The 24091-nt window shown below is 62.4% G+C and carries 21 protein-coding genes; 12 read left to right on the forward strand and 9 right to left on the reverse strand.

Going from position 1 to position 24091, the window contains the following annotated elements:
• Positions 1 to 74 precede the first annotated feature (74 nt).
• The gene (locus tag AACQ95_RS17895; RefSeq protein WP_043134531.1) at positions 75 to 326 is read left to right on the forward strand and encodes a hypothetical protein; all 252 of its coding nucleotides are present in this window, start codon (positions 75 to 77) and stop codon (positions 324 to 326) included.
• A gap of 91 nt (positions 327 to 417) precedes the next feature.
• Here AACQ95_RS17895 and AACQ95_RS17900 read toward each other — a convergent pair whose 3' ends face one another.
• The gene (locus tag AACQ95_RS17900) at positions 418 to 1032 is read right to left on the reverse strand and encodes a trimeric intracellular cation channel family protein (protein WP_042038201.1); all 615 of its coding nucleotides are present in this window, start codon (positions 1030 to 1032) and stop codon (positions 418 to 420) included.
• A 143-nt stretch (positions 1033 to 1175) separates the two neighbouring features.
• Positions 1176 to 1940 (reverse strand): sulfate transporter CysZ, encoded by a 765-nt coding sequence (gene cysZ, locus AACQ95_RS17905; protein WP_043134533.1) that lies wholly within the window; start codon positions 1938 to 1940, stop codon positions 1176 to 1178.
• A 109-nt stretch (positions 1941 to 2049) separates the two neighbouring features.
• Here cysZ and AACQ95_RS17910 point away from each other — a divergent pair, with 109 nt between their 5' ends.
• From AACQ95_RS17910 to ligA, 3 genes are all read left to right on the forward strand, one after another.
• On the forward strand, positions 2050 to 5424 hold the full coding sequence (locus AACQ95_RS17910) for an AAA family ATPase (protein WP_241279231.1): 3375 nt from the start codon (positions 2050 to 2052) through the stop codon (positions 5422 to 5424).
• 15 nt (positions 5425 to 5439) lie between these two features.
• Positions 5440 to 6564, forward strand: a complete 1125-nt coding sequence (zipA, locus tag AACQ95_RS17915) for a cell division protein ZipA (protein WP_103471377.1) — start codon at positions 5440 to 5442, stop codon at positions 6562 to 6564.
• Between the two features lie 101 nt (positions 6565 to 6665).
• Complete coding sequence (gene ligA, locus AACQ95_RS17920; RefSeq protein WP_241279232.1) at positions 6666 to 8672, forward strand: NAD-dependent DNA ligase LigA; 2007 nt, start codon at positions 6666 to 6668, stop codon at positions 8670 to 8672.
• 87 nt (positions 8673 to 8759) lie between these two features.
• Here the strand turns inward: ligA and AACQ95_RS17925 are convergent, their stop codons facing one another.
• Positions 8760 to 9731 carry an ABC transporter substrate-binding protein gene (locus AACQ95_RS17925; RefSeq protein WP_098984738.1) on the reverse strand — a complete coding sequence of 324 codons (972 nt, stop codon included), beginning with the start codon at positions 9729 to 9731 and terminating at the stop codon, positions 8760 to 8762.
• Positions 9732 to 10174: 443 nt separating this feature from the next.
• On the opposite strand from AACQ95_RS17925, the gene nrdD reads away from it, so the two are divergent.
• The 4 genes from nrdD to AACQ95_RS17945 all read left to right on the forward strand — a co-directional run bounded on the left by nrdD (position 10175) and on the right by AACQ95_RS17945 (position 13369).
• Entirely contained in the window at positions 10175 to 12292 is a 2118-nt protein-coding gene (nrdD, locus tag AACQ95_RS17930; RefSeq protein ID WP_241279233.1) for an anaerobic ribonucleoside-triphosphate reductase, read from the forward strand.
• A 91-nt stretch (positions 12293 to 12383) separates the two neighbouring features.
• Positions 12384 to 12896 (forward strand): anaerobic ribonucleoside-triphosphate reductase-activating protein, encoded by a 513-nt coding sequence (gene nrdG, locus AACQ95_RS17935; RefSeq protein WP_043554814.1) that lies wholly within the window; start codon positions 12384 to 12386, stop codon positions 12894 to 12896.
• 91 nt (positions 12897 to 12987) lie between these two features.
• Positions 12988 to 13158 carry a YqaE/Pmp3 family membrane protein gene (locus AACQ95_RS17940; RefSeq protein WP_042867241.1) on the forward strand — a complete coding sequence of 57 codons (171 nt, stop codon included), beginning with the start codon at positions 12988 to 12990 and terminating at the stop codon, positions 13156 to 13158.
• A gap of 85 nt (positions 13159 to 13243) precedes the next feature.
• Positions 13244 to 13369 carry a hypothetical protein gene (locus AACQ95_RS17945; RefSeq protein ID WP_277604392.1) on the forward strand — a complete coding sequence of 42 codons (126 nt, stop codon included), beginning with the start codon at positions 13244 to 13246 and terminating at the stop codon, positions 13367 to 13369.
• A gap of 30 nt (positions 13370 to 13399) precedes the next feature.
• Here AACQ95_RS17945 and AACQ95_RS17950 read toward each other — a convergent pair whose 3' ends face one another.
• The 6 genes from AACQ95_RS17950 to slyA form a co-directional block, all read right to left on the reverse strand.
• A complete protein-coding gene (locus AACQ95_RS17950) occupies positions 13400 to 13759 on the reverse strand; it encodes an MliC family protein (protein ID WP_241279234.1) in 360 nt (119 codons plus the stop codon).
• A gap of 109 nt (positions 13760 to 13868) precedes the next feature.
• The gene (locus tag AACQ95_RS17955) at positions 13869 to 14741 is read right to left on the reverse strand and encodes a beta-1,6-N-acetylglucosaminyltransferase (RefSeq protein WP_241279235.1); all 873 of its coding nucleotides are present in this window, start codon (positions 14739 to 14741) and stop codon (positions 13869 to 13871) included.
• A gap of 363 nt (positions 14742 to 15104) precedes the next feature.
• Complete coding sequence (locus AACQ95_RS17960) at positions 15105 to 15863, reverse strand: substrate-binding periplasmic protein (RefSeq protein ID WP_103471370.1); 759 nt, start codon at positions 15861 to 15863, stop codon at positions 15105 to 15107.
• Between the two features lie 149 nt (positions 15864 to 16012).
• A complete protein-coding gene (locus AACQ95_RS17965) occupies positions 16013 to 17041 on the reverse strand; it encodes a DUF2955 domain-containing protein (RefSeq protein WP_043554816.1) in 1029 nt (342 codons plus the stop codon).
• A 10-nt stretch (positions 17042 to 17051) separates the two neighbouring features.
• Positions 17052 to 18107: an HlyD family secretion protein gene (locus AACQ95_RS17970; RefSeq protein ID WP_043554817.1), complete on the reverse strand. Its 1056-nt coding sequence runs from the start codon at positions 18105 to 18107 to the stop codon at positions 17052 to 17054.
• 1 nt (position 18108) lies between these two features.
• The gene (gene slyA / locus AACQ95_RS17975; protein ID WP_043134552.1) at positions 18109 to 18582 is read right to left on the reverse strand and encodes a transcriptional regulator SlyA; all 474 of its coding nucleotides are present in this window, start codon (positions 18580 to 18582) and stop codon (positions 18109 to 18111) included.
• 317 nt (positions 18583 to 18899) lie between these two features.
• On the opposite strand from slyA, the gene AACQ95_RS17980 reads away from it, so the two are divergent.
• The 4 genes from AACQ95_RS17980 to AACQ95_RS17995 all read left to right on the forward strand — a co-directional run bounded on the left by AACQ95_RS17980 (position 18900) and on the right by AACQ95_RS17995 (position 24089).
• A complete protein-coding gene (locus AACQ95_RS17980) occupies positions 18900 to 19091 on the forward strand; it encodes a hypothetical protein (protein ID WP_084214009.1) in 192 nt (63 codons plus the stop codon).
• 543 nt (positions 19092 to 19634) lie between these two features.
• Positions 19635 to 20942, forward strand: a complete 1308-nt coding sequence (locus AACQ95_RS17985; RefSeq protein WP_241279236.1) for a 2-hydroxycarboxylate transporter family protein — start codon at positions 19635 to 19637, stop codon at positions 20940 to 20942.
• 10 nt (positions 20943 to 20952) lie between these two features.
• Entirely contained in the window at positions 20953 to 22503 is a 1551-nt protein-coding gene (gene maeA / locus AACQ95_RS17990) for an oxaloacetate-decarboxylating malate dehydrogenase (protein WP_241279237.1), read from the forward strand.
• Between the two features lie 17 nt (positions 22504 to 22520).
• Positions 22521 to 24089: an ATP-binding protein gene (locus AACQ95_RS17995; RefSeq protein WP_043554821.1), complete on the forward strand. Its 1569-nt coding sequence runs from the start codon at positions 22521 to 22523 to the stop codon at positions 24087 to 24089.
• Positions 24090 to 24091 lie beyond the last annotated feature (2 nt).

The raw sequence follows: 24091 nt of genomic DNA on the forward strand, positions 1-24091 counted from the left end.
GGGCGCGCGGATGACGGCTGGCAAACAGGGTGGTCGAGCTGGTAGGCTCTGGACACCATCCAGAGGAGAACCAGATGAAACATATTTTGCTCGGGGGCCTGATCGCCCTGTTGTTGACCGGTTGCAGCAAGCTCAATCGCGAGAACTACGACAAGTTGCAGATGGGGATCAGCTATACGCAAGCAAGCAGCATACTCGGCAAGGCGGAGCGCTGCGACGATACGCTCGGCACCACCAGCTGCATCTGGGGCAACGAGGGCAAGAACATCAAGATCCGTTTCATCGCCGACAAGGCGACCTTCTTCAGCTCGGAAGGGATCAACTGAGGCAAGCTCCCGGTTATCAATGCAAAAAAGCGCCTGTCAGGCGCTTTTTTGTTGTCGGCGATCCGTACCGCCTCGCCAGAACCTGGCGCGCTCAGTGCGTCGCGTACTGGTAATGGAAGGTGGGCAGCCCCCACTTGAAACGCACTGCCAAGAGGCGCAGCACGAAGCCGATGCCGATGGCACCGAAGGCGGCCCAGTCGTTGGGCAGGCCCTGATCCAGCGCCAGGCAGTAGAGGGCGGCCGTCACCAGCGAGATGGCGGCGTAAAGCTCGCGGCGAAACACCAGCGGAATGCGCTGGCAGAGCAGGTCCCGCAGCACGCCACCAAAGGCACCCGTCACCACCGCCATGATGCAGGCGATGCCGGCCCCATGACCCATCTCAAGCGCACGGGCCGCCCCGAAGATGGAGAAGACCACCAGTCCCAGCGCATCGAGCGCCATGAACAGCTTGCCGAGGTAGCGCATCAGCGGCGCCGAGATGACAGCCGCCATGGCCGCGCCGGCCACCAGCAACACATATTCCGGATGCTCGATCCAGAGCAGCGGATAGTGGCCAAGCAGCACGTCCCGTATGGTACCGCCGCCTATGGCCGTCGCCGAGGCAATGATCACCACGCCAAACAGATCCATCCGTCGCCGACCCGCTGCCAGCGCGCCAGTCATCCCTTCGGCCACCAGGCCCAACAAGAAGAGTGCATGTAACATGAGATATCCCAGGGTGCGAGAAAGGCCCGCATCCTATCAACTCAGGCTATAGGCGACAAGCAATGAAGGCTATGCATTATTTTTTATAATGCAAAAAAGAAAACGGGCACCGCCAGGGTGCCCGTTTGCCGCGCGGTAAGGGATCAGCGTTTGAGCTGTTCGGCGCGGTAGTGATCCACCCACATGGCGGTGGCGCCGCAGATGGCCACCGGCATCACGAACAGATTCACCACCGGGATGGCGGAGAAGAGGGTGACCAGGGCGCCAAAGCTCAGGCACTTGCCGCGGCGCTGCTTGAGGGCATCGCGCATGGTGATGAAGCTGATCTTGTGGTTGTCGAACGGATAGTCGATGTACTGGATGGCCATCATCCAGGCGCTGAACAGGAACCAGAGCACGGGGGCGAGTGTCTGCCCGACCACAGGGATGAGGAACAGGATCAGGCAGCCGATGGCCTTGGGCAGGTAATATTTCAACTTGGTCCATTCGCGGCCGAAGGTGCGGGGCACATCTTTGACTATGTCCAACATGCCGGTGTCGCTGACCACCTCGCCGGTGAGGGTCTGTTCCACCTTCTCCGCCAGCAGGCCGTTGAAGGGGGCCGCTATCCAGTTCGCCACCGAGCTGAACAGGAAGGAGAAGACCACCAGTATGGTCACCAGGGCGATGGGCCAGAGCAGGTAGTCCAGCCAGTCGAGCCAGCTGGGGATCTGCTGGTGCAGCCAGCCGAACAGGCCGTCCAGTTGCAGCAAGAGGGCGTAGAAGGCCCCCGCAAACAGCACGAAGTTGACCAGCAGGGGGATCAGCACGAAGGTGCGGATGCCGGGCTGGCGGATGAGCGAAAAGCCGCGCAGGAAGTAGTCCGCACCGCTGATTGAGTCTTTGACCATAGGGGGTGATTGGCTCATCTGAGCTCCATCTGTTCATGGGAAACTGCCAGCATATTACAAACAAGGTTTGGATTTGGTAAAGTCGCCTGCCCGCCTCCTCTTTATTTCGTTACCCACATAGGCCCCCATGCGTCTGAAATTGATCAAACTCGCCGGTTTCAAGTCGTTTGTCGAGCCGACCCGCATCGAGTTCTCGGCCGACATGACAGCCGTGGTGGGGCCCAATGGCTGCGGCAAGTCCAACGTCATCGACGCCGTGCGCTGGGTGCTGGGGGAGAGCTCGGCCCGCCATCTGCGGGGCGAGAACATGACGGACGTCATCTTCAACGGCTCCATCAACCGCAGCCCCCACGGCCGCGCCTCGGTGGAGCTGGTGTTCGACAACCCCCACAACCGGGTCCCCGGTGAATTTGGCCGCTTTACCGAAATTTCGGTGCGCCGCGAGGTGCTGCGCGACGGCTCCAACCATTACCAGATCAACGGCCAGAAGTGCCGCCGCAAGGATGTCACCGACCTCTTCCTCGGCACAGGGCTGGGCCCGCGCAGCTACGCCATCATAGAGCAGGGCACCGTCAGCCGGCTGGTGGAGTCACGCCCCGCCGATCTCAAGCTCTTTATGGAAGAGGCCGCCGGTGTCTCCCGCTACAAGGAGCGGCGCCGCGAAACCGAGCAGCGCATCCGCCATACCCAGGAGAACCTGGAGCGGCTCGGCGACATTCGCGGCGAGCTGGGATCGCGCCTCGAGCATTTGAAAGCCCAGGCCGAAACCGCCGAGCGTTACAAGCAACTCAAGGGCCGCAGTCGCGCCGCCAAGGCCGAGCTCATCGGCTCCGAGCTGTGGGCGCTGGAGACCCGCCTCGGCGAGGCCAAGGCCGAGCTGGCCCAGGCCGAGCAGGCATTGGCGGCGCTGGATGCCAAGCGCACCGCCGACGAGGGGCGCCACGTCACCCTGTCGGTGGCCCGCCAGGAGGCCCAGGCCGAGCAGGCGAGCCGCCAGCAGCAGATTTTTCTCGGTGGTCAGGCCATCGCCCGCCTCGAACAACAGCAACTGCACCAGACCGAGCTTGGCCGCGACTGGCAGGCCCGGCGTCAGGGGCTCGGCGAGCGTATCGAGGCGACCAAGGCCCAGCTGGCCAGCCAGCAGGAGCAGCTGACCGACGGCATCCTCAGAGAGGAGGTTGAGTCGGCGCGCCTCGAACAGTGTGAGCAGTTGCTCACCGACCAGCAGGGGGCGCGCCTGGCTGCCGGCGAGCAGCTGGAGCAGGCCCGCCAGCGACATCAGCAGTGGCAGCAGCAGCTCGGCCAGTTGCAGGGGCGGCTCAACCAGACCCGGGCACAGGTGAACGGTCTGCAGGAGCTGCAGGCCAAGACCCGGCTGGCCCGCCTCAAGCTGGAGGATGAACAGGCCGGCCCCCTCGGTGGGGAAGGGGAGAGTTTGCAACCCGGACTCGATGCCCTGACGGCCGAGCTGGCGGTCTCCCGCGCCCGGCTCGCCGAGCTCGATGAACAGTGGCAGGCCAGCGTGGCTCGCCATGAAGAGTGCAAGTCAGAGCAGGGCCAGCAGAGCAGTCTGCTGCGGGAACTTGAGGCCCGCCTCACCACGCTTGACCAAATTCTGGGGGAGCAGATGGTGGGCGCCACCCTGGCGGACAGTCTGCAGGTGGCGCCCGAGTGGGCCCAGGCGCTGGACAAGGTGCTGGGACGCTGGCTCACCGCCCAGCCAGGGGACGAGTGCAACCTTGAGCAGAGCGGACTCTGGATTGGCCCGGCCCTGCCCGCGGTTGCCGATACCCTGGCAGCCCGGCTCGAGGGGGATCACATCCCCGCCTTTCTCAACGCCATCTGGCTGGCGGAGAGCCGGGAGGCGGCATTGGCCCGCCAGTCAGGCCTCCTGGCCGGTGAGTCGGTACTGACCCCGGCGGGAGACTGGTTTGGTCCCAACTGGGCCGACCTCGGTCAGGGTGGGGCGCTCGGCACCCTGGCGCTGCTTGGTGAACGTGAGCGGTTACACAGAGAGCTGACGGCCGGCCGGCAGGCGCTTGGCCGGTTGGATGAGCAACTGGGCGCGGCCGATGCCGAGCGTGCCCGGCTGCACAGTGCCCATGAGCTGGCCCAGCGCACCCTGCGCGAGCAGGAGCAAAAATGGCAACAACTGCGCGAAGCCTGGAGCCTGCAACAGGGCCAGCGCCAGGAGCGGCTACAGCGGCTCGGCCAGCTTGGCGAAGAGCTGATCAGGCTCGACCAGGAGCAGGCCGAGGAGGCGCAGCGACTTGCCGCGGCCCTGCAGCAGCTCGAGCTTGATGAAGCGCGGCTCGGCGAACTGCAGGAGCAGGGTGATCCGCTGGCTCAGGCGCTGCAACTTGCCCAGGAGCGAGTCACCAGTGTCGAGCGGGCGGTGGAAGAGGCTCGCCTGCGCCGGGAGCAGCAGCAGGCCGGCTGCCAGCGTTTGCAGCTGGAACTGCAGAATCAGCGCCAGCTCATCACGCTGCGTGAGCAGGAGCTGGCCCGCCTCGGACTGGAATTGGCCGAACTCAAGGCGCCGGGAGCTGTGCCGGGTCAGGATCTGTCGCCCCTGCTGGCCGAGCAGCGCAACCTTGAGGCGCTGCAACTTGCCTGCCATCAACGGCTGGCAGAGTTGGAGCGCCAGCTGACCGAGCTGGAGCAGGCCCGCAGCGCCGATCACAAGCAGCTGGTGACCCTGCAGGAGAAGCTGGCCCAGCTCAGATTGGAGCGCGAGCGCAACCTGACCCGCCGGCAGGGGCTGCACGAGCAGTTCGAAGAGCTGGGTGTGCGGCTGGTGGATCTCGATCAGGCGGTGCTGATCGCCGCCGATCGCGGCAAATTGCGCCAGGAGATCCAGACGCTGGAGGCTCAGGTGGAGGCGCTTGGCGCCATCAACCTGGCGGCGCTGGAGGAGTATGAAGAGGCGAAAACCCGTTCAAGCTACCTGGAAAACCAGTGCCAGGATCTGGAACAGGCGCTGGAAACCTTGAGCCAAGCCATTAAAAGAATTGATAAAGAAACACAAATACGCTTCCGAGACACTTTCGATAAGGTCAACGAAGATTTAAAATCCCTCTTTCCAAAAGTGTTTGGGGGCGGCAGTGCCTGGCTTGAGCTGACCTCGGATGATCTTTTGGAGGCCGGAGTGAGCATCATGGCAAGACCTCCGGGTAAGAAGAATGCTACCATTGCCCTGCTTTCCGGGGGGGAGAAGGCGTTAACCGCACTTGCGCTGGTTTTTGCCATCTTCAGACTCAACCCAGCACCATTTTGTCTGCTGGATGAGGTGGATGCACCGCTCGATGAAGTGAACGTCGGTCGCTTCTGTTCTCTTGTCAAAGAGATGTCGAGCACAGTACAGTTCGTTTACATCAGTCATAATAAGGTCTCCATGGAGATGGCTGAGCAGCTGGTTGGCGTCACGATGCAAGAGCCCGGGGTTTCTCGCATTGTGTCGGTCGATATCGGTGAAGCCGTCGCTTTGGCTGAGCAAAACTAGAAAGAGAAGCAGCTAATGCAGGAATTGCGTTACATCTTGGTTGCCCTGGGCGGTATTGCTATTGCGGCATTGCTCATTCACGGGTTGTGGAGCAACAGAAAGAATCGTCAGGCACCGATCAAAGAGAAACCTCTGGGCCGGATGGAATCCAAATCACGGACTCGTGACAATGACGCCTTCGACAGCGATGGCATAGGTCAGGTGCGTGTGGTCAGCGGCAGCCGTCGTGCCGAGCCCAAGCTCCACAGCGACGAGGCTCGCCAGCCGGATGTCAGCCGTCGTGCGCCCGTCCCCGCCTTCGATGATGAGGATGATGACGCCGAGCTGCCACCGCCCGTGGTGCGCAAGCCTGCCGCTCGTCCGGTTGCCCCGCCCCCCGTCTATGAAGAGGACGAGGAGGAGTTCGAGGAGCCCCTGGTCGAGACAGCAGAGGAAGCGCCTGCCGCGCCGGTGCGCAAGCCTGCCCAGGTGATCCGTCGTACCCCGGTACACCGTTCCCGTCCCCAGCGCGAGCCGCTGCTGCAACCGCTGGATGATGAACCCCTGGTCGAACCGGCTTATGCCACAGCCCCGACATTCGGTGTGCGCGAACCGGTTCAAGCGCCGGCACCCGAATACAAGCAGGCCCGTTATGCAGTCCCCGAGCCTGCCTACGAGGAGCCCGTGTATGAAGAGCCCGTCCGCGAGCCGCTGCTCGATACCCCGCCGGTCGAGAAGATCTGGCAGGATGTCTATGTCATCAACCTGATGGCGCGCCCCGGTCACGATCTGCAAGGGGCCACCCTGCTGGCCTCCCTGATGGCGTTGGGCTTCAAGTTTGGCGAGATGGACATCTTCCATCGCCACGAGGATCTCAACGGCAAGGGTGAAGTGCTCTTCTCCATGATCAACATGGTCAAGCCGGGCACCTTCAATCCCTACCGGATGGAACAGTTCGACACCCCGGGTGTCTCCCTGTTCATGCAGTTGCCGCTGCGCAGCAATGCCGCCTTTGCCTTCGAGCACATGCTGCAGGCTGCCGACCAGCTGGCCAGCGATCTGGATGCCATGCTGACTGACATGGATCGCAGCCCGCTGAGCGACGAGACCATAGCCCGTTACCGGCACGAACTGGCTGCCTACGAGGCCAGTCGCGACTAAGACTCCACGCGGGTCGAGTACATCAAGAGTGCGGTACCCAGGTGCCGCATTTTTGTTTGTGCGGTTAACTTATTATTCCAACCACAGTCCGAGACTTCTCCATGAGCGAAACCCTCTCCCGCCACCGTCAACTGTGTGAGCTGCTGATTGAATACGGTCATCAGTACTATGTGCTGGACGAGCCGACCGTGCCGGACGCCGAATACGATCGGCTGATGCGCGAACTGATCGCGTTGGAAGCCGACCATCCCGAGCTGAAGACCTCCGCCTCCCCCAGCGTGCGGGTCGGTGGTCAGCCGCTGACCGCCTTCAAGCAGGTACGCCACGAGATCCCCATGCTGAGTCTGGACAACGTGTTCAGCAGCGAGGAGCTGCAGGCCTTCGAGCAGCGCATGCGCGATCGTCTCAAGCGGGAGGTGAGCTTTACCTTCTGCTGCGAGCCCAAGCTGGACGGTCTGGCGGTGAGCCTGCTCTATGTGGATGGTCAGCTGGTGCAGGCTGCCACCCGGGGCGATGGCACCACGGGTGAGGAGATCACCGAGAACGTGCGCACCATCAAGGCGATCCCACTCGTCCTGCGGGGCACGGGCTGGCCCGCCCGCTTGGAGGTGAGGGGGGAGGTCTTCATGCCCAAGGCCGGCTTCGAGGCGATGAATGCCAAGGCGCTGGCGGCAGGGGAGAAGGTGTTCGTCAACCCGCGCAACGCCGCAGCAGGCAGCCTGCGCCAGCTCGATTCGCGCATCACCGCCAGCCGGCCCTTGAACTTCTATGCCTATGGCGTCGGGGTGGGCGGCGATCAGCTGGGGGATTCTCACTTTGGTCGCCTGTGTCAGCTCAAGGCGTGGGGCCTGCCCATGAGTCAGGAGGTGAAACTCAAGGAGGGGGCGGCCGGTTGCCAGGCCTTCCACGATGACATCCTGACCCGCCGTGGCGAGCTGGCCTACGAGATCGACGGCGTTGTCTACAAGGTCGATGCCATCCCCCTGCAGGAGGAGCTGGGCTTTGTGGCGCGGGCCCCGCGCTGGGCCACGGCCCACAAGTTCCCGGCCCAGGAGGAGATGACACTGCTGGAGAACGTCGAGTTTCAGGTCGGCCGCACCGGCGCCGTGACCCCGGTCGCCAAGCTCAAGCCGGTGTTTGTCGGCGGCGTCACCGTCTCCAACGCCACCCTGCACAACGCCGACGAGATTGAGCGCCTTGGCGTCATGATCGGCGATACAGTGATAGTGCGCCGGGCCGGGGACGTGATCCCGCAGATAGTCGCCGTGGTGGAGGCGCAGCGTCCCGTTGATGCCCGCGAGATCCTCTTCCCCACCCAGTGTCCTGTCTGTGGCTCCGCGGTGGAGCGGCTGGAGGGGGAGGTGGTGACCCGCTGCTCCGGCGGTCTGTTCTGCGAGGCGCAGCGCAAGGAGGCGATCAAGCACTTCGCCGCACGCCGCGCCATGGACGTGGACGGCCTGGGTGACAAGATAGTCGAGCAGCTGGTGGACAAGGGGCTGGTGAAGACCCCGGCCGATCTGTTCAGCCTCAACGCCATCCAGCTGGCCGGGCTGGAGCGAATGGGACAGAAGTCAGCGCTCAATCTGGTGGCGGCCATCGATGCGGCGCGCAGCACTACCCTGCCGCGCTTCCTGTTTGCGCTGGGCATTCGCGAGGTGGGGGAGGCGACCGCGCTGAACCTTGCCAACCACTTCCTCACCCTGGAGGCCCTGCGCGCCGCCTCGGTGGAGCAGCTGCTCGAAGTGGCCGACGTGGGGGACGTGGTGGCCAAGCACGTCTACTACTTCCTGCGTCAACCTCACAATGTGGAGGTGCTGGAAGCCCTGCTGGCGGCCGGTATCCACTGGCCGGCCATCGAGAAGAAGGAGGCAAGCGATCAGCCCTTTGCCGGCAAGACCTTCGTGCTGACCGGCACCCTCACCCAGCTGTCACGCAACGACGCCAAGGCGGCGCTGCAGGCGTTGGGGGCCAAGGTGGCGGGATCTGTGTCGGCCAAGACGGATGTGCTGGTGGCGGGGGAAGCGGCCGGCTCCAAGCTGACCAAGGCGCAGGAGCTCGGCATCACCATCTGGACCGAAGAAGAGCTGCAACAGGCGTTGCAAGGCTGAGTCGCCCCCGTCCAGCTTGCTCGCAGCGCAACCCGATAAGAGAGAACCCGGCCTGGCCGGGTTCTCTCTTTGTTTTTGGGCGGTGAATCACTCACGCCAGAGGATCTTGTAGCGCCACTTGTCTGGCAGGGTGAGCTGCCAGCGGGCCAGCTCCTGCTTGCTGAACACATATTCACCGCGCAGGGCGGCGCGCGGTGCCAGGGTTTTGGGCTGGGCCCCCGCCAGTATGGCGTTGACCAGCTCGGCCGCCTTGGCCCCCTGATCGCGTCCATCCAGCACCAGGCCGCCGATGGCCTTGCCCGGGCCCACGGTGAACTCCCAGAAGCAGAACAGGGGCACAGGGCTGTGGGCGCTGGTCCACTCCAGCACAGTCTGTTCGCTCACGTGCTTGCCATCATCGTCCACCAGCGTGTGGTAGAGGCCGATAAAGATGGCTTCGTAGCCATTTTTTTTGGCGTTGAGCACCGCCTCCTGCCACAGGCTGTAGTCACCTATGAGCTGACTGTTGACCCGGGTCTGGCCGACCCGCAGATCGGTCTGGGTCTTGAACTCGTCCTCGATGGCGGTGAGCGCCACGTTGCTGGAATCAAACAGTACCAGCGCCTTCTCGATACCCCCCATCAGCTGGCTCATCTCGCTGATGTTGCGTTTGAGCAGGGGGCGCTCAAGCACGCCTGTGATCTTGGGGTGACCGACCAGCCCCTTGTGGCGCGGGTTCTCGTTCATGCCGAGAAACACCACGGGAGTGCCGAGGGAGGCAATCTCGTTGGCCAGATAGTTGATGGCGTTGTCGTCGCCGAGCACCACCAGGTCCGGCTTGACCTGCTGGTAAAAGGCCAGCGCCTGTTCGGCAATCTTGTCGAAATCGCCATTGGGGTGGCGCTTGGTGTCCATGTAGAAGTGGCTGATGTGATTCTTGCCGCTCAGATGGGCTTGCAGGCTGGCGTTGTAGCTCTGATCCCACAGGTATTCGGGGTGATAGCTGCTGATCACCAGGATCTCGGCCGCCCACAACCGGCAGGGCAGGAGGCACAGCAGCAGTAGCAGGGTCTTGGCCATGTGGGGTCCCGTCGATAGCAATGATATTCCACTCATTATGCCTGTTTTGCGCCAGACGTGCCCTCGTCAGCCACTGTCGCAGGAGGGGATTTTTTTCTGTCACGGCCCCGTCGAACGCCAGCCCGCACCAGGCTTGGGAATGGCCTTGTATGGGGCTGTTTTTCACTGGTCGGGAACTGCGCCACTCGCCTCAAAACCTGTTCTGGATCAAGAAATGAGGCCGCGCTTTGGTGCCTAATAGACACCACATATAGGGACGCATTCATATAAAACACCTATATGTTGTGTTATTAAGCTGTGTACAAGCTGTTCTCTTCTCATCGTCAGCCCAGGCTTGTCAAGCCTCGGCTGAATTTATTTGCGCCCAGGACGAGGCGTGGAGAAGGGCACCAAACAAGGGTAAGCCGAAGGCGATAGCCTGGCCTTTTAAACGGGGAAAACGCATGAAACCGGTTGTGATCAAACGTGATGGATGTCGCGCACCATTCAATGCCCAGCTGATTGCCGAGGCAGTGGGCCGAGCGGCAGAGGCGGTCAGTCAGGCCAATCCGACCCTGGGTGAGCGCGTTGCCGCTGCCGTCACTCAGGAGCTGGAAGGGCGTGGCGAGGTGGATATCCACGAGATCCAGAACCGGGTCGAGAACCACCTGATGGCTTCCGACGACAAGGCCATCGCCCGTGCCTATATCGAATATCGTCACGACCGGGATCAGGCCCGCGAGGCCCGCGGCCGACTGGCCCAGGAGATCCGTGGCCTGGTGGAGCAGACCAACGCGGCCCTGCTCAACGAGAACGCCAACAAGGATTCCAAGGTGATCCCGACCCAGCGCGATCTGCTGGCCGGTATCGTCGCCAAGCATTACGCCACCAGCCACATGCTGCCCCGCGACGTGGTGCAGGCGCACGAGAGCGGCGATCTGCACTTCCACGATCTCGACTACTCTCCCTTCTTCCCCATGTTCAACTGCATGCTGATCGACCTGAAGGGGATGCTGACCCACGGCTTCAAGATGGGCAATGCGGAGATAGACACCCCCAAATCCATCAGCACGGCCACTGCCGTGACCGCCCAGATCATCGCCCAGGTGGCGAGCCACATCTATGGCGGCACCACCATCAACCGCATCGACGAGGTGCTGGCCCCCTATGTGACCATCAGCTGGCAGAAGCACAGGGAAGTGGCCGAGGAGTGGGGCATCAGCGATGTGGACGCCTACGCCATGGCCCGCACCGAGAAGGAGTGCTACGACGCCTTCCAGTCGCTGGAGTACGAGGTCAATACCCTGCACACCGCCAACGGCCAGACCCCCTTCGTCACCTTCGGCTTCGGCCTTGGCGACAGCTGGGAGTCCCGCATGATCCAGGGGGCCATCCTCAGCAACCGCATCGCCGGCCTTGGCAAGAACAGAAAGACCGCCGTGTTCCCGAAACTGGTGTTCGCCATCAAGGATGGCCTCAACCACAAGCAGGGCGATCCCAACTACGACATCAAGCAGCTGGCGCTGGAGTGTGCTTCCAAGCGCATGTATCCGGACATCCTCAACTACGACCAGGTGGTCAAGGTGACCGGCTCCTTCAAGACCCCCATGGGCTGTCGCTCCTTCCTCGGGGCTTATGAGGAGCATGGCGAGCTGGTCCACGAGGGGCGCAACAATATCGGGGTGGTGAGCCTCAACCTGCCGCGCATCGCCCTCAAGTCTCGCGACGAGGCGGATTTCTGGGACAAGCTGGATGCCGCCCTGCGAGTGGCCAAGACGGCGCTCATGTATCGCATCGAGCGGCTCGACGGTGTCAAGGCGCGGGTCGCCCCCATCCTCTACATGGAAGGGGCCTGCGGGGTGCGGCTCAAGGCCGACGACAACGTCAGCGAGATCTTCAAGCACGGTCGCGCCTCCATTTCGCTCGGCTACATCGGAGTGCACGAGACCATCAACGCCCTGTTTGGCACCGATGTCCATCTGTTCGACAGCGACACCCTGCGCCAGAAGGCCATCGCCATCATAGCGCGGCTCAAGGCGGCGACCGACGAGTGGAAAGAGGAAACCGGCTACGGCTTCAGCCTCTACTCCACCCCGAGCGAGAATCTCTGCACCCGTTTCTGCCGCATAGACGCCAAGGAGTTTGGCGTGGTGGCCGGTGTGACCGACAAGGGTTACTACACCAACAGCTTCCACCTCGACGTGGAGAAGCAGGTGAACCCGTACGACAAGCTGGATTTCGAGGCGCCCTATCCGCCCATCGCCAGCGGCGGTTTCATCTGCTACGGCGAGTACCCCAATATCCAGCACAACCTGGAAGCGCTCGAAAACGTCTGGGACTACAGCTATGACAAGGTGCCCTATTACGGCACCAACACCCCGATTGACGAGTGCTACGACTGCGGTTTCACCGGCGAGTTCGAGTGCACCTCCAAGGGCTTCACCTGCCCGCGCTGCGGCAATCACGATCCGGCCAAGGTATCGGTGACCCGCCGGGTGTGCGGTTACCTCGGCAGCCCGGATGCGCGCCCCTTCAACGCGGGCAAGCAGGAAGAGGTGAAACGCCGCGTCAAACATATGTAAGCCGGGCGGCTGAGCGGTGAGATGGCTCCCGATGATGAGGGAGCCATTTTTATTGGCGAACCCGGCCCATGACGGGTTGAGGAGAGACGAGATGCACTACCACCAATACTACCCGGTCGATGTGATCAACGGCCCCGGCACCCGCGCCACCCTGTTTGTGTCGGGCTGCGAGCACCAGTGCCCGGGCTGCTACAACCAGAGCACCTGGCGGCTCGATGGCGGCAAGCCGTTTGATGAGGCGATGAGCGATCGCATCATTGGCGATCTCAACGACACGCGCATCAAGCGGCGGGGTCTGTCGCTCTCCGGCGGCGATCCACTGCATCCGGCCAACGTGCCCCAGGTGCTGGCGCTGGTGAAACGGGTGCGGGCCGAGTGCCCCGGCAAGGACATCTGGTGCTGGACCGGTTATCTGCTTGGCGAGCTCTCGCCGGCCCAGTGCGAGCTGGTGGCCTTGCTGGATGTGCTGGTGGATGGCAAGTTCGAGAAGGGGCTGGCGGATCCCGGTCTGCTCTGGCGCGGCAGCAGCAATCAGGTGATTCATGACCTCAAGGCCTGGCGCGAGCAGCAGGAGACGCGGATCCCCTGTTTCACTCAGCCGTGAGCGGCCCTTTGTTTCGTTTGCAGTTGAGGCCAAGGCTGTTTATGGTGAGCCCATCCCGAACCGTGAAACATCTTTGACGAGGAAGTGAGAGATGAACAATCTGCTCAAAATCTTGCTGGCCATTTTTCTGCCCCCCGTGTGCGCCTTTATCCAGGTAGGCTTCAGCCTGCACTTTTTCATCAACATAGTGCTGACCCTGCTCGGCGGCCTGCCCGGCATGGTGCATGCGCTCTGGCTGGTGGTGAGCGACAAGCGCGGCTGACGTTGATAAAAGCCAACCCGATGGGGTTGGCTTTTTTTATGCTGCTCAAACGGTGTCGACTTGTGATGGCAGCAGGCCGGCAACCATGCCGGAGGATGGCGCAACGTCATCCTGGACCGATTTCACCCAGACGCGCTATCGGGTGTATGAGCAGAAGCTCCACACCATACGGGTGCGTGTAGTGAGTCGCTTCGATGGCGGGGTCAAATAACAAAAATCCCGGCCAGGCCGGGATTTCTCATTATTGCTGTTTGCAGTCGTTGTAGACGCTCTGCCACTCGCCATCCTTGTCGCGCATCTCGACGAATCCTTCCTCCCCCTTGTTCCACCAGACGGCCTCATGCTCATCGGTATAGCGGGCGCCGGAGGCGGAGACCGTCTGCGGCAGGGTGTAATCCTTGCCATCGGGCAGTGCCAGCTTGACGAAGTTCAGGCTCTGGTCGGAGAGGGCGAAGTAACTCACCTGCACCTTCTTGCCCTGCTCACACTGATAGGTGACGGGATCGCCGCCGGTCACGCTCAAGGTGGTGGCCCCGCGTTCGCAACCGCTCAGCAGGGTCAGGGCCGTGATGCCCAGCAACAGAATATTGGTGTGTTTCATCTTGAACTCTCCATCGGTGTCATCCGGGCTTGAGCCTACCAGCTTGTGCCCAAGTCGCAATCATCCCGGAGGCGGATTGCGTCGGTAAGTGTCCGGGTGAATCGCATGGTCATACCAACGCAGCCTGCCGGATGACGGGTGTGTCGAGGGGGCATCTCATGGCGCGCTCCAGGATATCCAGGATGTCGCTGTCTATGGTCTCGTCAAACTTGCGGGCGAACAGGTGCTCGCTTTGCTGCAGGGCCTCGGCGTCGTGCACCGTGTAGTCGCGCGGGCGCAGCTTGATGTCCCCCATGGGGATCCAGTCGATGGCTCGCTTGTCATCGTTGACTATCTGGCCCTGATAGCTGGTGTTCATGATCACCGTCTGGAAGAAGCCCTCGTCGGCGATCAGGGTGTGGCGGTAGAAATCCTTGAAACGGTCGACCTCCGGGCTGTGGCTGACGAATTCGCAGAAGGCCCGGCTCAGGATCATCCACTGATTGCCAATGTAGGGGGTCACACCCGCCAGATAGGGACGGGTCTTCACCGGCTCGCACACCAGCTCAGTCGCGGTTTCGGTCACATAGTGATCGATGCGGTGCAGTGTGTCCGGTCTGTGCTGGCGCTGATCCGCGACCTTGAGGAAATCCTTGCCCTTGTGATCGCGCAGGAAGTCGTGAATGTCGTGCTGGGAGCGCAGCGGGAAGTCCTGGGCGCTCAGATTGATGAAGAACTCCCACTCCTTGTTTTGCTCCAGCAGCGCCGCTATGCCGCGCAGCTCCGCATCCACCAGGCTGTAACCGCCCCAGAGCGCATTCTTGCTGGGGAGCATGGTGGCGTTGGGGTAATCGGCCAGAAAGCGGGCTATCTCCTGCTGCAGATCCGGGCCCGAGCGCTTGTCCACGTGGATCAGGTAGTGGTTGCTGTCGTGGTAAATCGCCTTGAACAGGCGCTTGAACTGACCGGGATAGCGATGAACCAGAATGAGGTAGGCAATCATGTCGATGTGTCCTGTGTGGGCGGCAGGGCTGCGCCAAACAGAAAATCGCCTCAGGCCGCTGGCTTGAAGCTTGTTCTCGTCGGGATGGCCGCTGTCGCAGTAAAAAAGAGTGGATAGCAGATAACAACAGTGAGAACAGGCTGCGACGGGGAGGGATGCGCCTTATGGCATCGGGTCAATACAGCTGGTCTGGCGACGTCGGGTTGAGGGTGAGAGGTGGGCAAGGGCTGCCCTGGCTGGCGACTCTTTTGCATGACAAGCCTGTCATCAGGTGCAGAGCGCAATCGGCCGACGAGTGAGGGGCCACAGTAGCACGGTTCGGGCCAGCGTCGTCATATATCGCAGGTGGCGCAGCAAAACTGTTCAATGGAGTCCAAGCCTGGCTTCGAAGTCCCGTACCAGCGCCTCGTAGGTGCCATTGTTTTTGATCTTCTGCAGCCCCTCCTCGAAGCGCCTGGCCATGGCCTCTCCCTGGGGATGGGCGCGGGAGAAGGCGAGCCAGAAGCCGTCGGTGGAGAGCTTGCCCACCTTGACCACCCGGCCGGTCAGCTGCTTCTGCTGGATCTTGAGGTAGCCCGGCATCTCGTTCATCAGTATGTAGTCGACCCGGCCGCGCACCAGCATCTCGATGATCTGGGTGTCCGACTTGGCCTGAAAGCGGGTGATCCTGGGGTTTTCCATGAAATCGGTGGGATAGGTGTAGCCGAGGGTGATGCCCACCGTTTTCTGTTCCAGCGAGGTGAGTTTGAGATCCCGACGAGGCTCGCTGGCCAAGGCGAAGATGGCGAGATCCTCCTCGAACATGGGGGTCTCGTGCCAATAGTACTGGTAGCGGTTCTCCTCCGTGATGGTGGCATCGAAACAGCCAAGCACCTTGTCGCTTTTGGCCTCGTGCATGCAGCGGGCGAAGGGGATGGTGCGAAACTCGACGGCTATGCCCTCCACGGCGAAGATGGCTTTCACCAGATCCGGTGCCAGCCCCTCTGGCTGGCCAGTCTCCTTGTTCAGCGCGCAATAAGGGGCCCAGTCGTCCTCGGCGGCGATCAGCACAGGGGCGGCCCAGGCGCTGCTTATGCCCAGCGAGAGGGCGACTGCCAGCCAGCCATTGTGAACTCGTGCCATTGTGCCTCTCCGCCTTGTGACCACCCTAGCAAGCATAGTTGCTGTTGTTGTCCGACCAGCGCGGCTGGCCTGCAAAATGCGGACAAAAAAACGCCCCGGTAGGCATAGCGGGGCGAAAAACAGCACATCCTTGAGCTAACAACAGGGAGTCAATAACCGAACCGAGTCGCCTCGAAGCGGTTAAGCAGTCGGTGGATGAGATAACAGGCCAGCAGGGTAGCGACGATGGCAAACAGTATGCTGCTCACCCGATAGAGGGCGCTGAACACCAGATCGTTGCCCGGGGTCAGGTACTGGCCAAACAGTATGCCGAGGGTGGTGAGGGCGCCGAAGCCAACTCCGGAACCGCTCGCCTCCTTCACATGGGCGTGGCTGAACAGCATGGCGCCGAGCCAGAGCATGGGGGCGACCAGCAGGAGCAAGCCGGACCAGTCGTAGAGCACCAGCTGGCTGAGCAGGCCGAAGGTCACACCGAGCAGTGTGCCCATGGCCCGCTTGCGGGCATAGCTCAGCGCGCCGTTCCAGTGCATGGGAAACAGCAGCAGCAGGGTGGTGGCCTGGGCAGACATGGAGTCCCGCAAGTCGAAGATCTGGAACACCATGAAGGAGAGGGTGGCTATGCTGGCGCCGAGCAGGGCCTCGTGCCGCATCCTGTGTGGTGCCTTGGGGGTCGCCGCCGGCTTGGGCCGCTCCTCCACATCCGGGATCAGCGCCGTCATCAGGTAGGCGATGAGCACCGACAGTGTGCTGGCCCACAGGTTGCTGAAGATGAGGTCGTTGAGATCGGTCTGTGGATAGCTGGCAAAGTGCAGCATTATGCTCAGGCTCAACACGCCATTGGCACCGAACAGAAACAAACTGCCCCGCGACATGGCGGCGAAGCGGTAGAGAAACAGCAAAAAGGCGATGGGGATCATCAGGCCGGGATGGCCGCCAAACAGCCCTCCCAGCAGGCCCACTTCCACACCGCAGATGACGGCGGCCGCGATCAGCTGACGGGCGGCATGGCCGTTCATCACTGGCACCATGCCCAGCAGCAATACCGGGGTTACGGTATAGAAGACCCCATAGTTCCAGCCGAAGGTTTTACAGAGCAAGAACCCCAGGGTGCAGCCAAAGGCGATGCGCAGACATTGGCGCAGCTCGTTGGCGGTGAGGGGCCTGTGCCACAGGTTCATGGTTGCCACCTTAGTAGATGTAGTGCAGCAGGCTGAGCAGGCGGATCTGGCCGCGGGCAAACAGGGCGCTCAGCGCGTTGTCCGGCAGCAGCTGGACTGTGGCGCGGGCACCGGCCGGCAGGTGGCCTGGCAACTGCTCCAGCGTCAGGTGCAGGCGCAGCCGCTGGGCATCGCGCACCCAGCGATCCGATTCGGTGGGGCTGGCCAGCAGACCGTTGGCATCGAACTGACCGGCGCTGACACCGGCATCCAGGCTGGTGACCCGGGCCGGATAGAGCTTGCCCGGCTCGCCATCGAAGGCGACCAGCGCCTGGCTGTCCTGAGCCACGTGACGCAGGCTCTTCTCGCGAAAATCGGCGATCACGTCCACCTGCTCGGAGACCAGTGCCAGCAGCGGGGCTCCCGCCGCCGCGAAGCTGCCCGGCTTGAGTTGCAGGTTGGTGATGATGCCATCCTGGCTGGCGTGTACCTGGCTGTAGGCGAGGTTGAGCTCGGCCTGGGCGAGGTGGTTGCGCGCCTGACGCAGCAAGAGGTTGTCATCGCCGGACAAACCGCGGTTCACCCTGGCCTGGGTCATGCGAGCCTTGCTGGCCATCAGGTTGGCCTGGGCGGTGCGAAATGCGCTGTCGGCATCATCTTTTTGCTGTTCCGACACCATGTGACGGCGATAGAGGGCGTCGATGCGTTCGGCTTCCCGCAGCTTCTGGGAGGCCTGACTCTGCAACGAGTTGAAGTCGGCGGTCGCGGCGTTCAGGGTGGCGTCGAGCTGACGGTTCTGCTGCTCGGCCTGATCCAGCGCGAGCCGGGCCTGTTCGACGGCCAGTGCAAAGGGGGCTGGATCGAGCGTGAACAGCAGATCCCCCTGTTTGACATGCTGGTTGTTGCCGACGGCGACCTGCGCCACCTTGCCACTGACCTGGGGGGCCATCTTGGTCACGACACGGGTGGCCATGGCTTGCGGGGTGAGCGGCATCTTGAGGTCGGCCAGCAGGAAGTAGCCAAATACCAGTATGAAGGACCCCATGGCCCATTTTATCCAGCGTTTGAATTGTTGATCCGGGGTCATCTTATTCTCTCTCTTCACTCTGTGAACCTATCTTGCCGAGGGCGTTGGCGGAGATCCGGTGCACTATGTCTTCAAATTGCGTCAGCTCTTTCTGGCTGATGCCGGCGAGCAGATCCCGACGCACCCCTATGATGCGATCCTCGATCTGGTCGAGCAGCGCCTTGCCCTCTGGTGTCAGGGTGACGATGCGGGCCCGTTTGTCCTGGCTGCAACTGTGGCGCTCAATCAGCCCCTGCTCTTCCAGCAGACCCAGGGTGCGCATCAGGGAGGGCAGCTCTATCTCCAGCGCCTCGGCGAGCGTCTTCTGGCTGAGGTGACCACCGAGCTGACTGAGTTTCCACAGTGCGGTCCAGCGTGGATGGGTCAGGCCCAGGGGCGCCAGCTCGAGATCGGCCACGGTACGCCACAGTCGATGCAGACGCCCGACGCGCTCGGCGAGGGACAACTCGCGCAACATTTCCAGATCCTTCATCATTCGTGCTCTCCACTTACTTAGCCTGCTAAGCATTGTAGTTATTTAGCAGGCTAAGTAAATAGTGTGATCGGGATCTTGTTTGGAAAAACTTCAGACAGGTTTCTTATGGCGCTTTTTTGATGAGTATTGAGCCTCATAAGAGGCTTTTTGGGTTGGAAATGAGCGAAAAGTGCGTGAAATCCCATGGCATACCCTGGCGGGATAAATAAACGTGGGCTGGTTGGTGGGATGAAAATAAGGAAAGGGTCGCGCCTGCTATTATTTTTGGTCAACAAGGTGTCATATAAATTCGGCAGCCTGTTTTTTATCCACTAATATTGATGGGTCAGCTAAACAGGGAGACGATAGCTGTGGAACGATATGAATCGGGTGACCCCCATTTTTCAATCGAGAGCCTGCTGGCCGATGGAGAATATGTTGCCGACGCGCATTATGGCCTCAGTCTGGAAGCGAGCGATATCTGTCATGAATTTGACCCTGCCAATATTCCACTGTTATTAGCCGAATAGCGAAAACAAGCAGGCTGAAATGAGGCACTGGCTATTCAGGTATGCCCGATCCTTGGGGCATGCCCTGTCCCGTCTGCCTCATTGATCGCACTGGAAGGCACAGTTGTCGCGTCGCGCCTGCGATGCAACCCACATGGCATCCCTCTCGGAACCCTCTCTTGCCGGTGGAGCCCGGGACCAGATGATCCGCCTGGCGCTATGCCAGCCTTGTTGCCGCTTTGATATGAAGACGCAGCCTATATATGGGGCTGTCATCATCCGAGCGCGATCCGGTTATTTCTTGCCTGTTGGTGAGTGAAATTTAATCAATGTTTAATGTTTATCCCGCCAGGTCGTGATGTCATGCCGACATCACCCTTTATTTCTGTATCTGGCTAGCGCAGTTCAGGGCTCGTGAATAACGCTGGCGGGGGCAGTTTATGGCTGTTTTTGGGTCATAGCGTTTAAGATTTTAATGTTTTTATATGCCTTTGCAATCGGGCTAACCGACAGGGAAGGGGAGGATCACTAGAGTAGCGCCACACCACACGCTGGAGCATAACAATGAAAAACCTCTCTACCTCACAAACCAGGGTCGCGCTGTTTGGCGACCGACAGATTGCCGGCATGCCCATGATGATCTTCCTCGGGCTTGCCACTTGCGTGCTCTTCTCGGGCTGGAATGGATCCTTGCCGCTTGGCATGGTCGGTGCGCTGGCGCTGATGTTCGTGCTCGGCACCCTGCTGACCGAGCTGGGGGAGTGCATCACCCCCATACGTGAATACCTGGGGGGCGGCACCATACTCGCCATCTTCGGCGGCGCCGCCCTGTTTGAATACCGGATCCTGCCAATCGAGGCGGGTCAGGTGATCATCGGCTTCATGAAGGAGGGGGGCTTTCTCAACTTCTTCATCGCCAGCCTGGTGACCGGCTCCGTGTTCGGCATGAGCAGTGCCCTGCTGAAAAATGCCGCCATGCGTTACCTGCCGGTGATCCTGGGGGGCGTGACCCTGGCGCTGCTCAGCGTCGGCCTGGTCGGCTCCCTGATGGGTTATGGCTTCAAGAATGCGGTGCTGCTCATCGGCCTGCCCATCATGGGCGGCGGCATGGGCGCCGGCGCCGTGCCGCTGGTGGAGATCCTCTCGGGCCCGATGCAGATGTCCAGCGCCGATCTGCTGTCACGCATGGTGCCCGCCGTGGTGATCGCCAACACCCTGGCCATTCTGGTGGGCACCCTGCTGGCCCGTCTCGGCCGTCGTTACCCCTCCCTGACCGGCAACGGCCAGCTGATGATCAAGGAGAGCAGCCAGAAGGTGGCCGAAGAGCAGGTTCAGGCACCGACCCTGGAGAGTCTCGGCATGGGGCTCTTCATCAGCTCCAGCATGTTCGTGCTGGGCTCCCTGCTCGGCAACTTCATTCCCATGCACCCCTTCGCGCTCATGATACTGGCGGTGGCCATCATCAAGGTGAGCGGCCTGCTGCCGCGCCGTTACGAGCAGGCGGCCGCCGACTGGTACCAGTTCGTGGTCGGCAATCTGACGCCCTCCCTGCTGGTGGGGATAGGGGTTGCCTACACCAGCATCCCCGAGCTCATCAGCGCCTTCTCCATCAGCTACTTCGTGCTGGTGCTGGTGACCGTGGTCGGTGGTGCCCTGGGGGCGGCCCTGGTAGGGCGCATGATAGGTTTCTATCCCATAGAGGCGGCCATCACCGGCGGTCTGTGCATGGCCAACATGGGAGGCACGGGCGATGTGGCCGTGCTGTCGGCGGCCCAGCGCATGAAGCTGATGCCGTTTGCCCAGATATCTTCCCGTCTCGGGGGCGCCGTCATGTTGATCCTGGCCACCCTGCTCATCTCGCTGCTGGCATAAGGAATCGACAATGAACGACATCATGATGGGCACCAGCCTGCCCTATGCCGAACGCAAGCGACAGGGATTGATGGGGCGCATGCCCCACAAGGAGGAGTCCCTGGCCCAGCAACGGCGCCGCATATACCGCCTTGTCTCTGCCATGCAGAGCCCGTTCGATCAGCACCTGCTGCTGCGCCAGCTGCAGGAAGACAACCCTGTACTGTTTTACGATCTGGTGCGCCACCACCTGCCCGAGCTGTTGCCCATCATCTACACCCCTGTGGTGGGGGAGGCGTGTCAGCGTCACAGCGACCTCTATCTGCGCAGCCACGGTCTCTATCTCTCCTGGCACGACAGGGACGATCTGGACGCCATCTTCGCCGCGGTAGAACAGGAGGTGGATGTCATCGTCATCTCCGACGGTGAGCGGGTGCTGGGGCTCGGCGATCTCGGCATCGGCGGCATGGGGATCTGCATCGGCAAGCTGGCGCTCTACTCGGCCGCTGGCGGCATCAACCCGGCGCGCACCCTGCCGCTGTGTGTCGATGTGGGCACCAACAACCCCGAGCTGCTGGAGGATGACTCCTACCTCGGCTGGCAGGCCAACCGGGTGGATGGCGAGTCCTATTACCACTTCATGGATCGGGTGGTGGCGGCCATTCGCAAGCGCTGGCCCCAAGTGGTGCTGCAGTTTGAAGACTTCGCCGGCAAGCATGCCGCCAACCTCTTGGCCCGCTATAGAGACGAGCTGTGCATGTTCAACGACGACATCCAGGGCACGGCGGCGGTCGCCTCGGCCTGCGTGCTGGCGGGGCTGCAGCAGGCGGGCAGCCGGCTGGCCGACACCCCTGTGCTGATCGTCGGCGCCGGCTCGGCGGGTTGCGGCATCGCCGCCATGCTGGCCCAACTGGCGGGCGGCCCGGAGCGGGTACAGTTATTTGATCAGGATGGCCTGGTCTGCCTGGATCGCACCAACCTGACGCCGTCCCAGCGGCCGTTTGCCCGTCCGCCACAAGAGGCCTGCGCCGAGCTGCCTGCGCTCATTGAGCGGCTGCGCCCCGGGGTGCTGATCGGGGTGAGCGGCCAGGGCGGTCTGTTCGACGAGGCCGTGCTGACGGCCATGGGCGCCGCCTGCGAGCGGCCGGTGATCCTGCCGCTCTCCAACCCCACCCGAAGTGCCGAAGCGACGCCGGAGCAGGTGTGGCAGGCGACCGGTGGGCGCGCTCTGCTCGCCACCGGCAGCCCCTTTGCCCCTGTGACGGTGGCGGGGGAGGCGCGGGTGGTCTCCCAGTGCAACAACGTCTACGTGTTCCCGGGCATTGGTCTCGGGGCCTGCGCGGTCAAGGCGCAGCGCATCAGCGATGGCATGCTGCAGGCGGCGGTGCGGGCTGTGGGCGCCTATCTGCTGGCCGAGGGGCGCCTGTTGCCCCCCATAGAGCAGGTGGGGGAGGTGGCCCGCGCGGTCGCCAGGGCGGTGGCCCTCACCGCCCTCGAGGAGGGTTTGGCCGATTTTAGCGGTGATCCTGCGCCACTGATTGACCAGACCTGGTGGCGCCCGCACTATTGGTCCGCTTCCTGATGTTGCAAGGCTAATCGATGAAACTGCGCCACCAACTGGTCACCCTCTCCCTCGGGCTTTCCCTGCTGCTGATCCTGATCCTGGGCGGCCTGCTCGCCCTCTTTATCCGCCACCTGCTGGAGAGCAACCTGCAGGAGAAAGGCAGCGATCTGGCGCGGGTGCTGGCGGCGGACAGCCGGGTGGTGCAGGCCCTGCAGCTGGGCAGGGATCCCGGCCTGCGCGACTATGTGCAGGGGATCTGCAGCCGCACCGACGCCGCCTACATGGTGGTGACCGACGAGCATGGCCGTCGCCTCAGCCATCCCAGGCCCGAGCTGGTGGGGCAGAAATTCCGTGGTGAGGACATCTGGCCGGCCCTCAATGAGCGGGGCAGTTATTGCTCCAGGGACGAGGGCACCCTGGGGCCGGCCATTCGCTGCTTCGCCCCCGTGATAGGGGCGGACGGGCGCGCCATGGGGGTGGTGGCGGTCGGCTACCTGATGCGGACTGTGGAGGGCATCTATCTGGAGCGGATCACCCTGCTCGTCAGCGCCATCGGCGCCGTGCTGGGCTGTGGCCTGCTGCTGGCGCTCTGGCTGCAACACCTGCTGCGGCGCACCCTGCTGGATCTGGAGCCCGAGGCCATCGTCAACCGCTTCGTGCTGCAGGAGCTGGTGCTTGAGCACATCTCCGAGGGGGTGATCGCCATCGACAGCGGGGGCAACATTCGCATGCTCAACAGCGCCGCCTGCTATCAGCTGCGCCTGCCGGGCACAGGGCGGCACTCCTTGCTGGGCCAGTCGCTGGCCGAGCTGTCGCCGCCGCTGGCCCCGGCCCTGACTCAGCTTGAGACCGAGCTCGGCTTCACTGTGCACGGGGAGTCGTTCGTGGGGCGCTGGCAGGCGGTGGAGGGCAAGGTGCCCGGGCGCCTGCTCATCTTCAGCCGACCCGAGGTGACCGGCAGCCTCGGCATGCAGGTGACCCATCTGCGCCAGTATGCCGAGATGCTGCGGATGCAGACCCACGAGTTCGCCAACAAGCTCAGCAGCCTCTCCGGCCTGCTGCAGCTCGGCCACGTGGATCAGGCTGTGGAGCTCATTCAGCAGGAGAGCGAGGCTTGCCAGACCATGCTGCAGGGTCTGCTGCGGGCCATCGAGGACAAACCGGTGGCCGGGCTCATCCTTGGCAAGTTCAGCCGGGCGCGGGAGCTGGGGGTGGAGCTGGTGCTGGATCCCGACTCGGCGCTGGCTGAGTATCCGGCGGCCGTGTCGGCGGATCTCATCACCCTCATCGGCAACCTGCTGGACAACGGCATTCGCGCCGCCTGGGCGCGGCGCAAGCTGTGTCCGCCGCGGGTGCTGATTTCCCTCAACGACTTTGGTCGCCGGCTGGTGATTGAAGTGGAGGACAGCGGCGAGGGGGTGGACGAGGCGCTGGCGGATCATCTGTTTGATTACGGTATCAGCCGCCAGACCGGCGATCACGGGGTCGGCCTCTTCCTGGTCAAGGAGACGGTGGCCAGGCGAGGGGGTGTGATAGAATGGCGACGCACCGCCGAACAGACAACTTTGTTCGGTATCTACTTGAATAAAAACCAATTGGTGTGATC

The organism is Aeromonas sp. MR19 (assembly GCF_963899305.1).
Classification (GTDB): Bacteria; Pseudomonadota; Gammaproteobacteria; order Enterobacterales; family Aeromonadaceae; genus Aeromonas; species Aeromonas bestiarum.

Excerpts from the sequence above, each read along its gene's own strand:
- AACQ95_RS17895 (WP_043134531.1), top strand. The coding sequence starts at position 75 with ATGAAACATATTTTGCTCGGGGGCCTGATCGCCCTGTTGTTGACCGGT.
- AACQ95_RS17900 (WP_042038201.1), bottom strand. The coding sequence starts at position 1,032 with ATGTTACATGCACTCTTCTTGTTGGGCCTGGTGGCCGAAGGGATGACT.
- cysZ (WP_043134533.1), bottom strand. The coding sequence starts at position 1,940 with ATGAGCCAATCACCCCCTATGGTCAAAGACTCAATCAGCGGTGCGGAC.
- AACQ95_RS17910 (WP_241279231.1), top strand. The coding sequence starts at position 2,050 with ATGCGTCTGAAATTGATCAAACTCGCCGGTTTCAAGTCGTTTGTCGAG.
- zipA (WP_103471377.1), top strand. The coding sequence starts at position 5,440 with ATGCAGGAATTGCGTTACATCTTGGTTGCCCTGGGCGGTATTGCTATT.
- ligA (WP_241279232.1), top strand. The coding sequence starts at position 6,666 with ATGAGCGAAACCCTCTCCCGCCACCGTCAACTGTGTGAGCTGCTGATT.
- AACQ95_RS17925 (WP_098984738.1), bottom strand. The coding sequence starts at position 9,731 with ATGGCCAAGACCCTGCTACTGCTGCTGTGCCTCCTGCCCTGCCGGTTG.
- nrdD (WP_241279233.1), top strand. The coding sequence starts at position 10,175 with ATGAAACCGGTTGTGATCAAACGTGATGGATGTCGCGCACCATTCAAT.
- nrdG (WP_043554814.1), top strand. The coding sequence starts at position 12,384 with ATGCACTACCACCAATACTACCCGGTCGATGTGATCAACGGCCCCGGC.
- AACQ95_RS17940 (WP_042867241.1), top strand. The coding sequence starts at position 12,988 with ATGAACAATCTGCTCAAAATCTTGCTGGCCATTTTTCTGCCCCCCGTG.
- AACQ95_RS17945 (WP_277604392.1), top strand. The coding sequence starts at position 13,244 with ATGCCGGAGGATGGCGCAACGTCATCCTGGACCGATTTCACCCAGACG.
- AACQ95_RS17950 (WP_241279234.1), bottom strand. The coding sequence starts at position 13,759 with ATGAAACACACCAATATTCTGTTGCTGGGCATCACGGCCCTGACCCTG.
- AACQ95_RS17955 (WP_241279235.1), bottom strand. The coding sequence starts at position 14,741 with ATGATTGCCTACCTCATTCTGGTTCATCGCTATCCCGGTCAGTTCAAG.
- AACQ95_RS17960 (WP_103471370.1), bottom strand. The coding sequence starts at position 15,863 with ATGGCACGAGTTCACAATGGCTGGCTGGCAGTCGCCCTCTCGCTGGGC.
- AACQ95_RS17965 (WP_043554816.1), bottom strand. The coding sequence starts at position 17,041 with ATGAACCTGTGGCACAGGCCCCTCACCGCCAACGAGCTGCGCCAATGT.
- AACQ95_RS17970 (WP_043554817.1), bottom strand. The coding sequence starts at position 18,107 with ATGACCCCGGATCAACAATTCAAACGCTGGATAAAATGGGCCATGGGG.
- slyA (WP_043134552.1), bottom strand. The coding sequence starts at position 18,582 with ATGATGAAGGATCTGGAAATGTTGCGCGAGTTGTCCCTCGCCGAGCGC.
- AACQ95_RS17985 (WP_241279236.1), top strand. The coding sequence starts at position 19,635 with ATGAAAAACCTCTCTACCTCACAAACCAGGGTCGCGCTGTTTGGCGAC.
- maeA (WP_241279237.1), top strand. The coding sequence starts at position 20,953 with ATGAACGACATCATGATGGGCACCAGCCTGCCCTATGCCGAACGCAAG.
- AACQ95_RS17995 (WP_043554821.1), top strand. The coding sequence starts at position 22,521 with ATGAAACTGCGCCACCAACTGGTCACCCTCTCCCTCGGGCTTTCCCTG.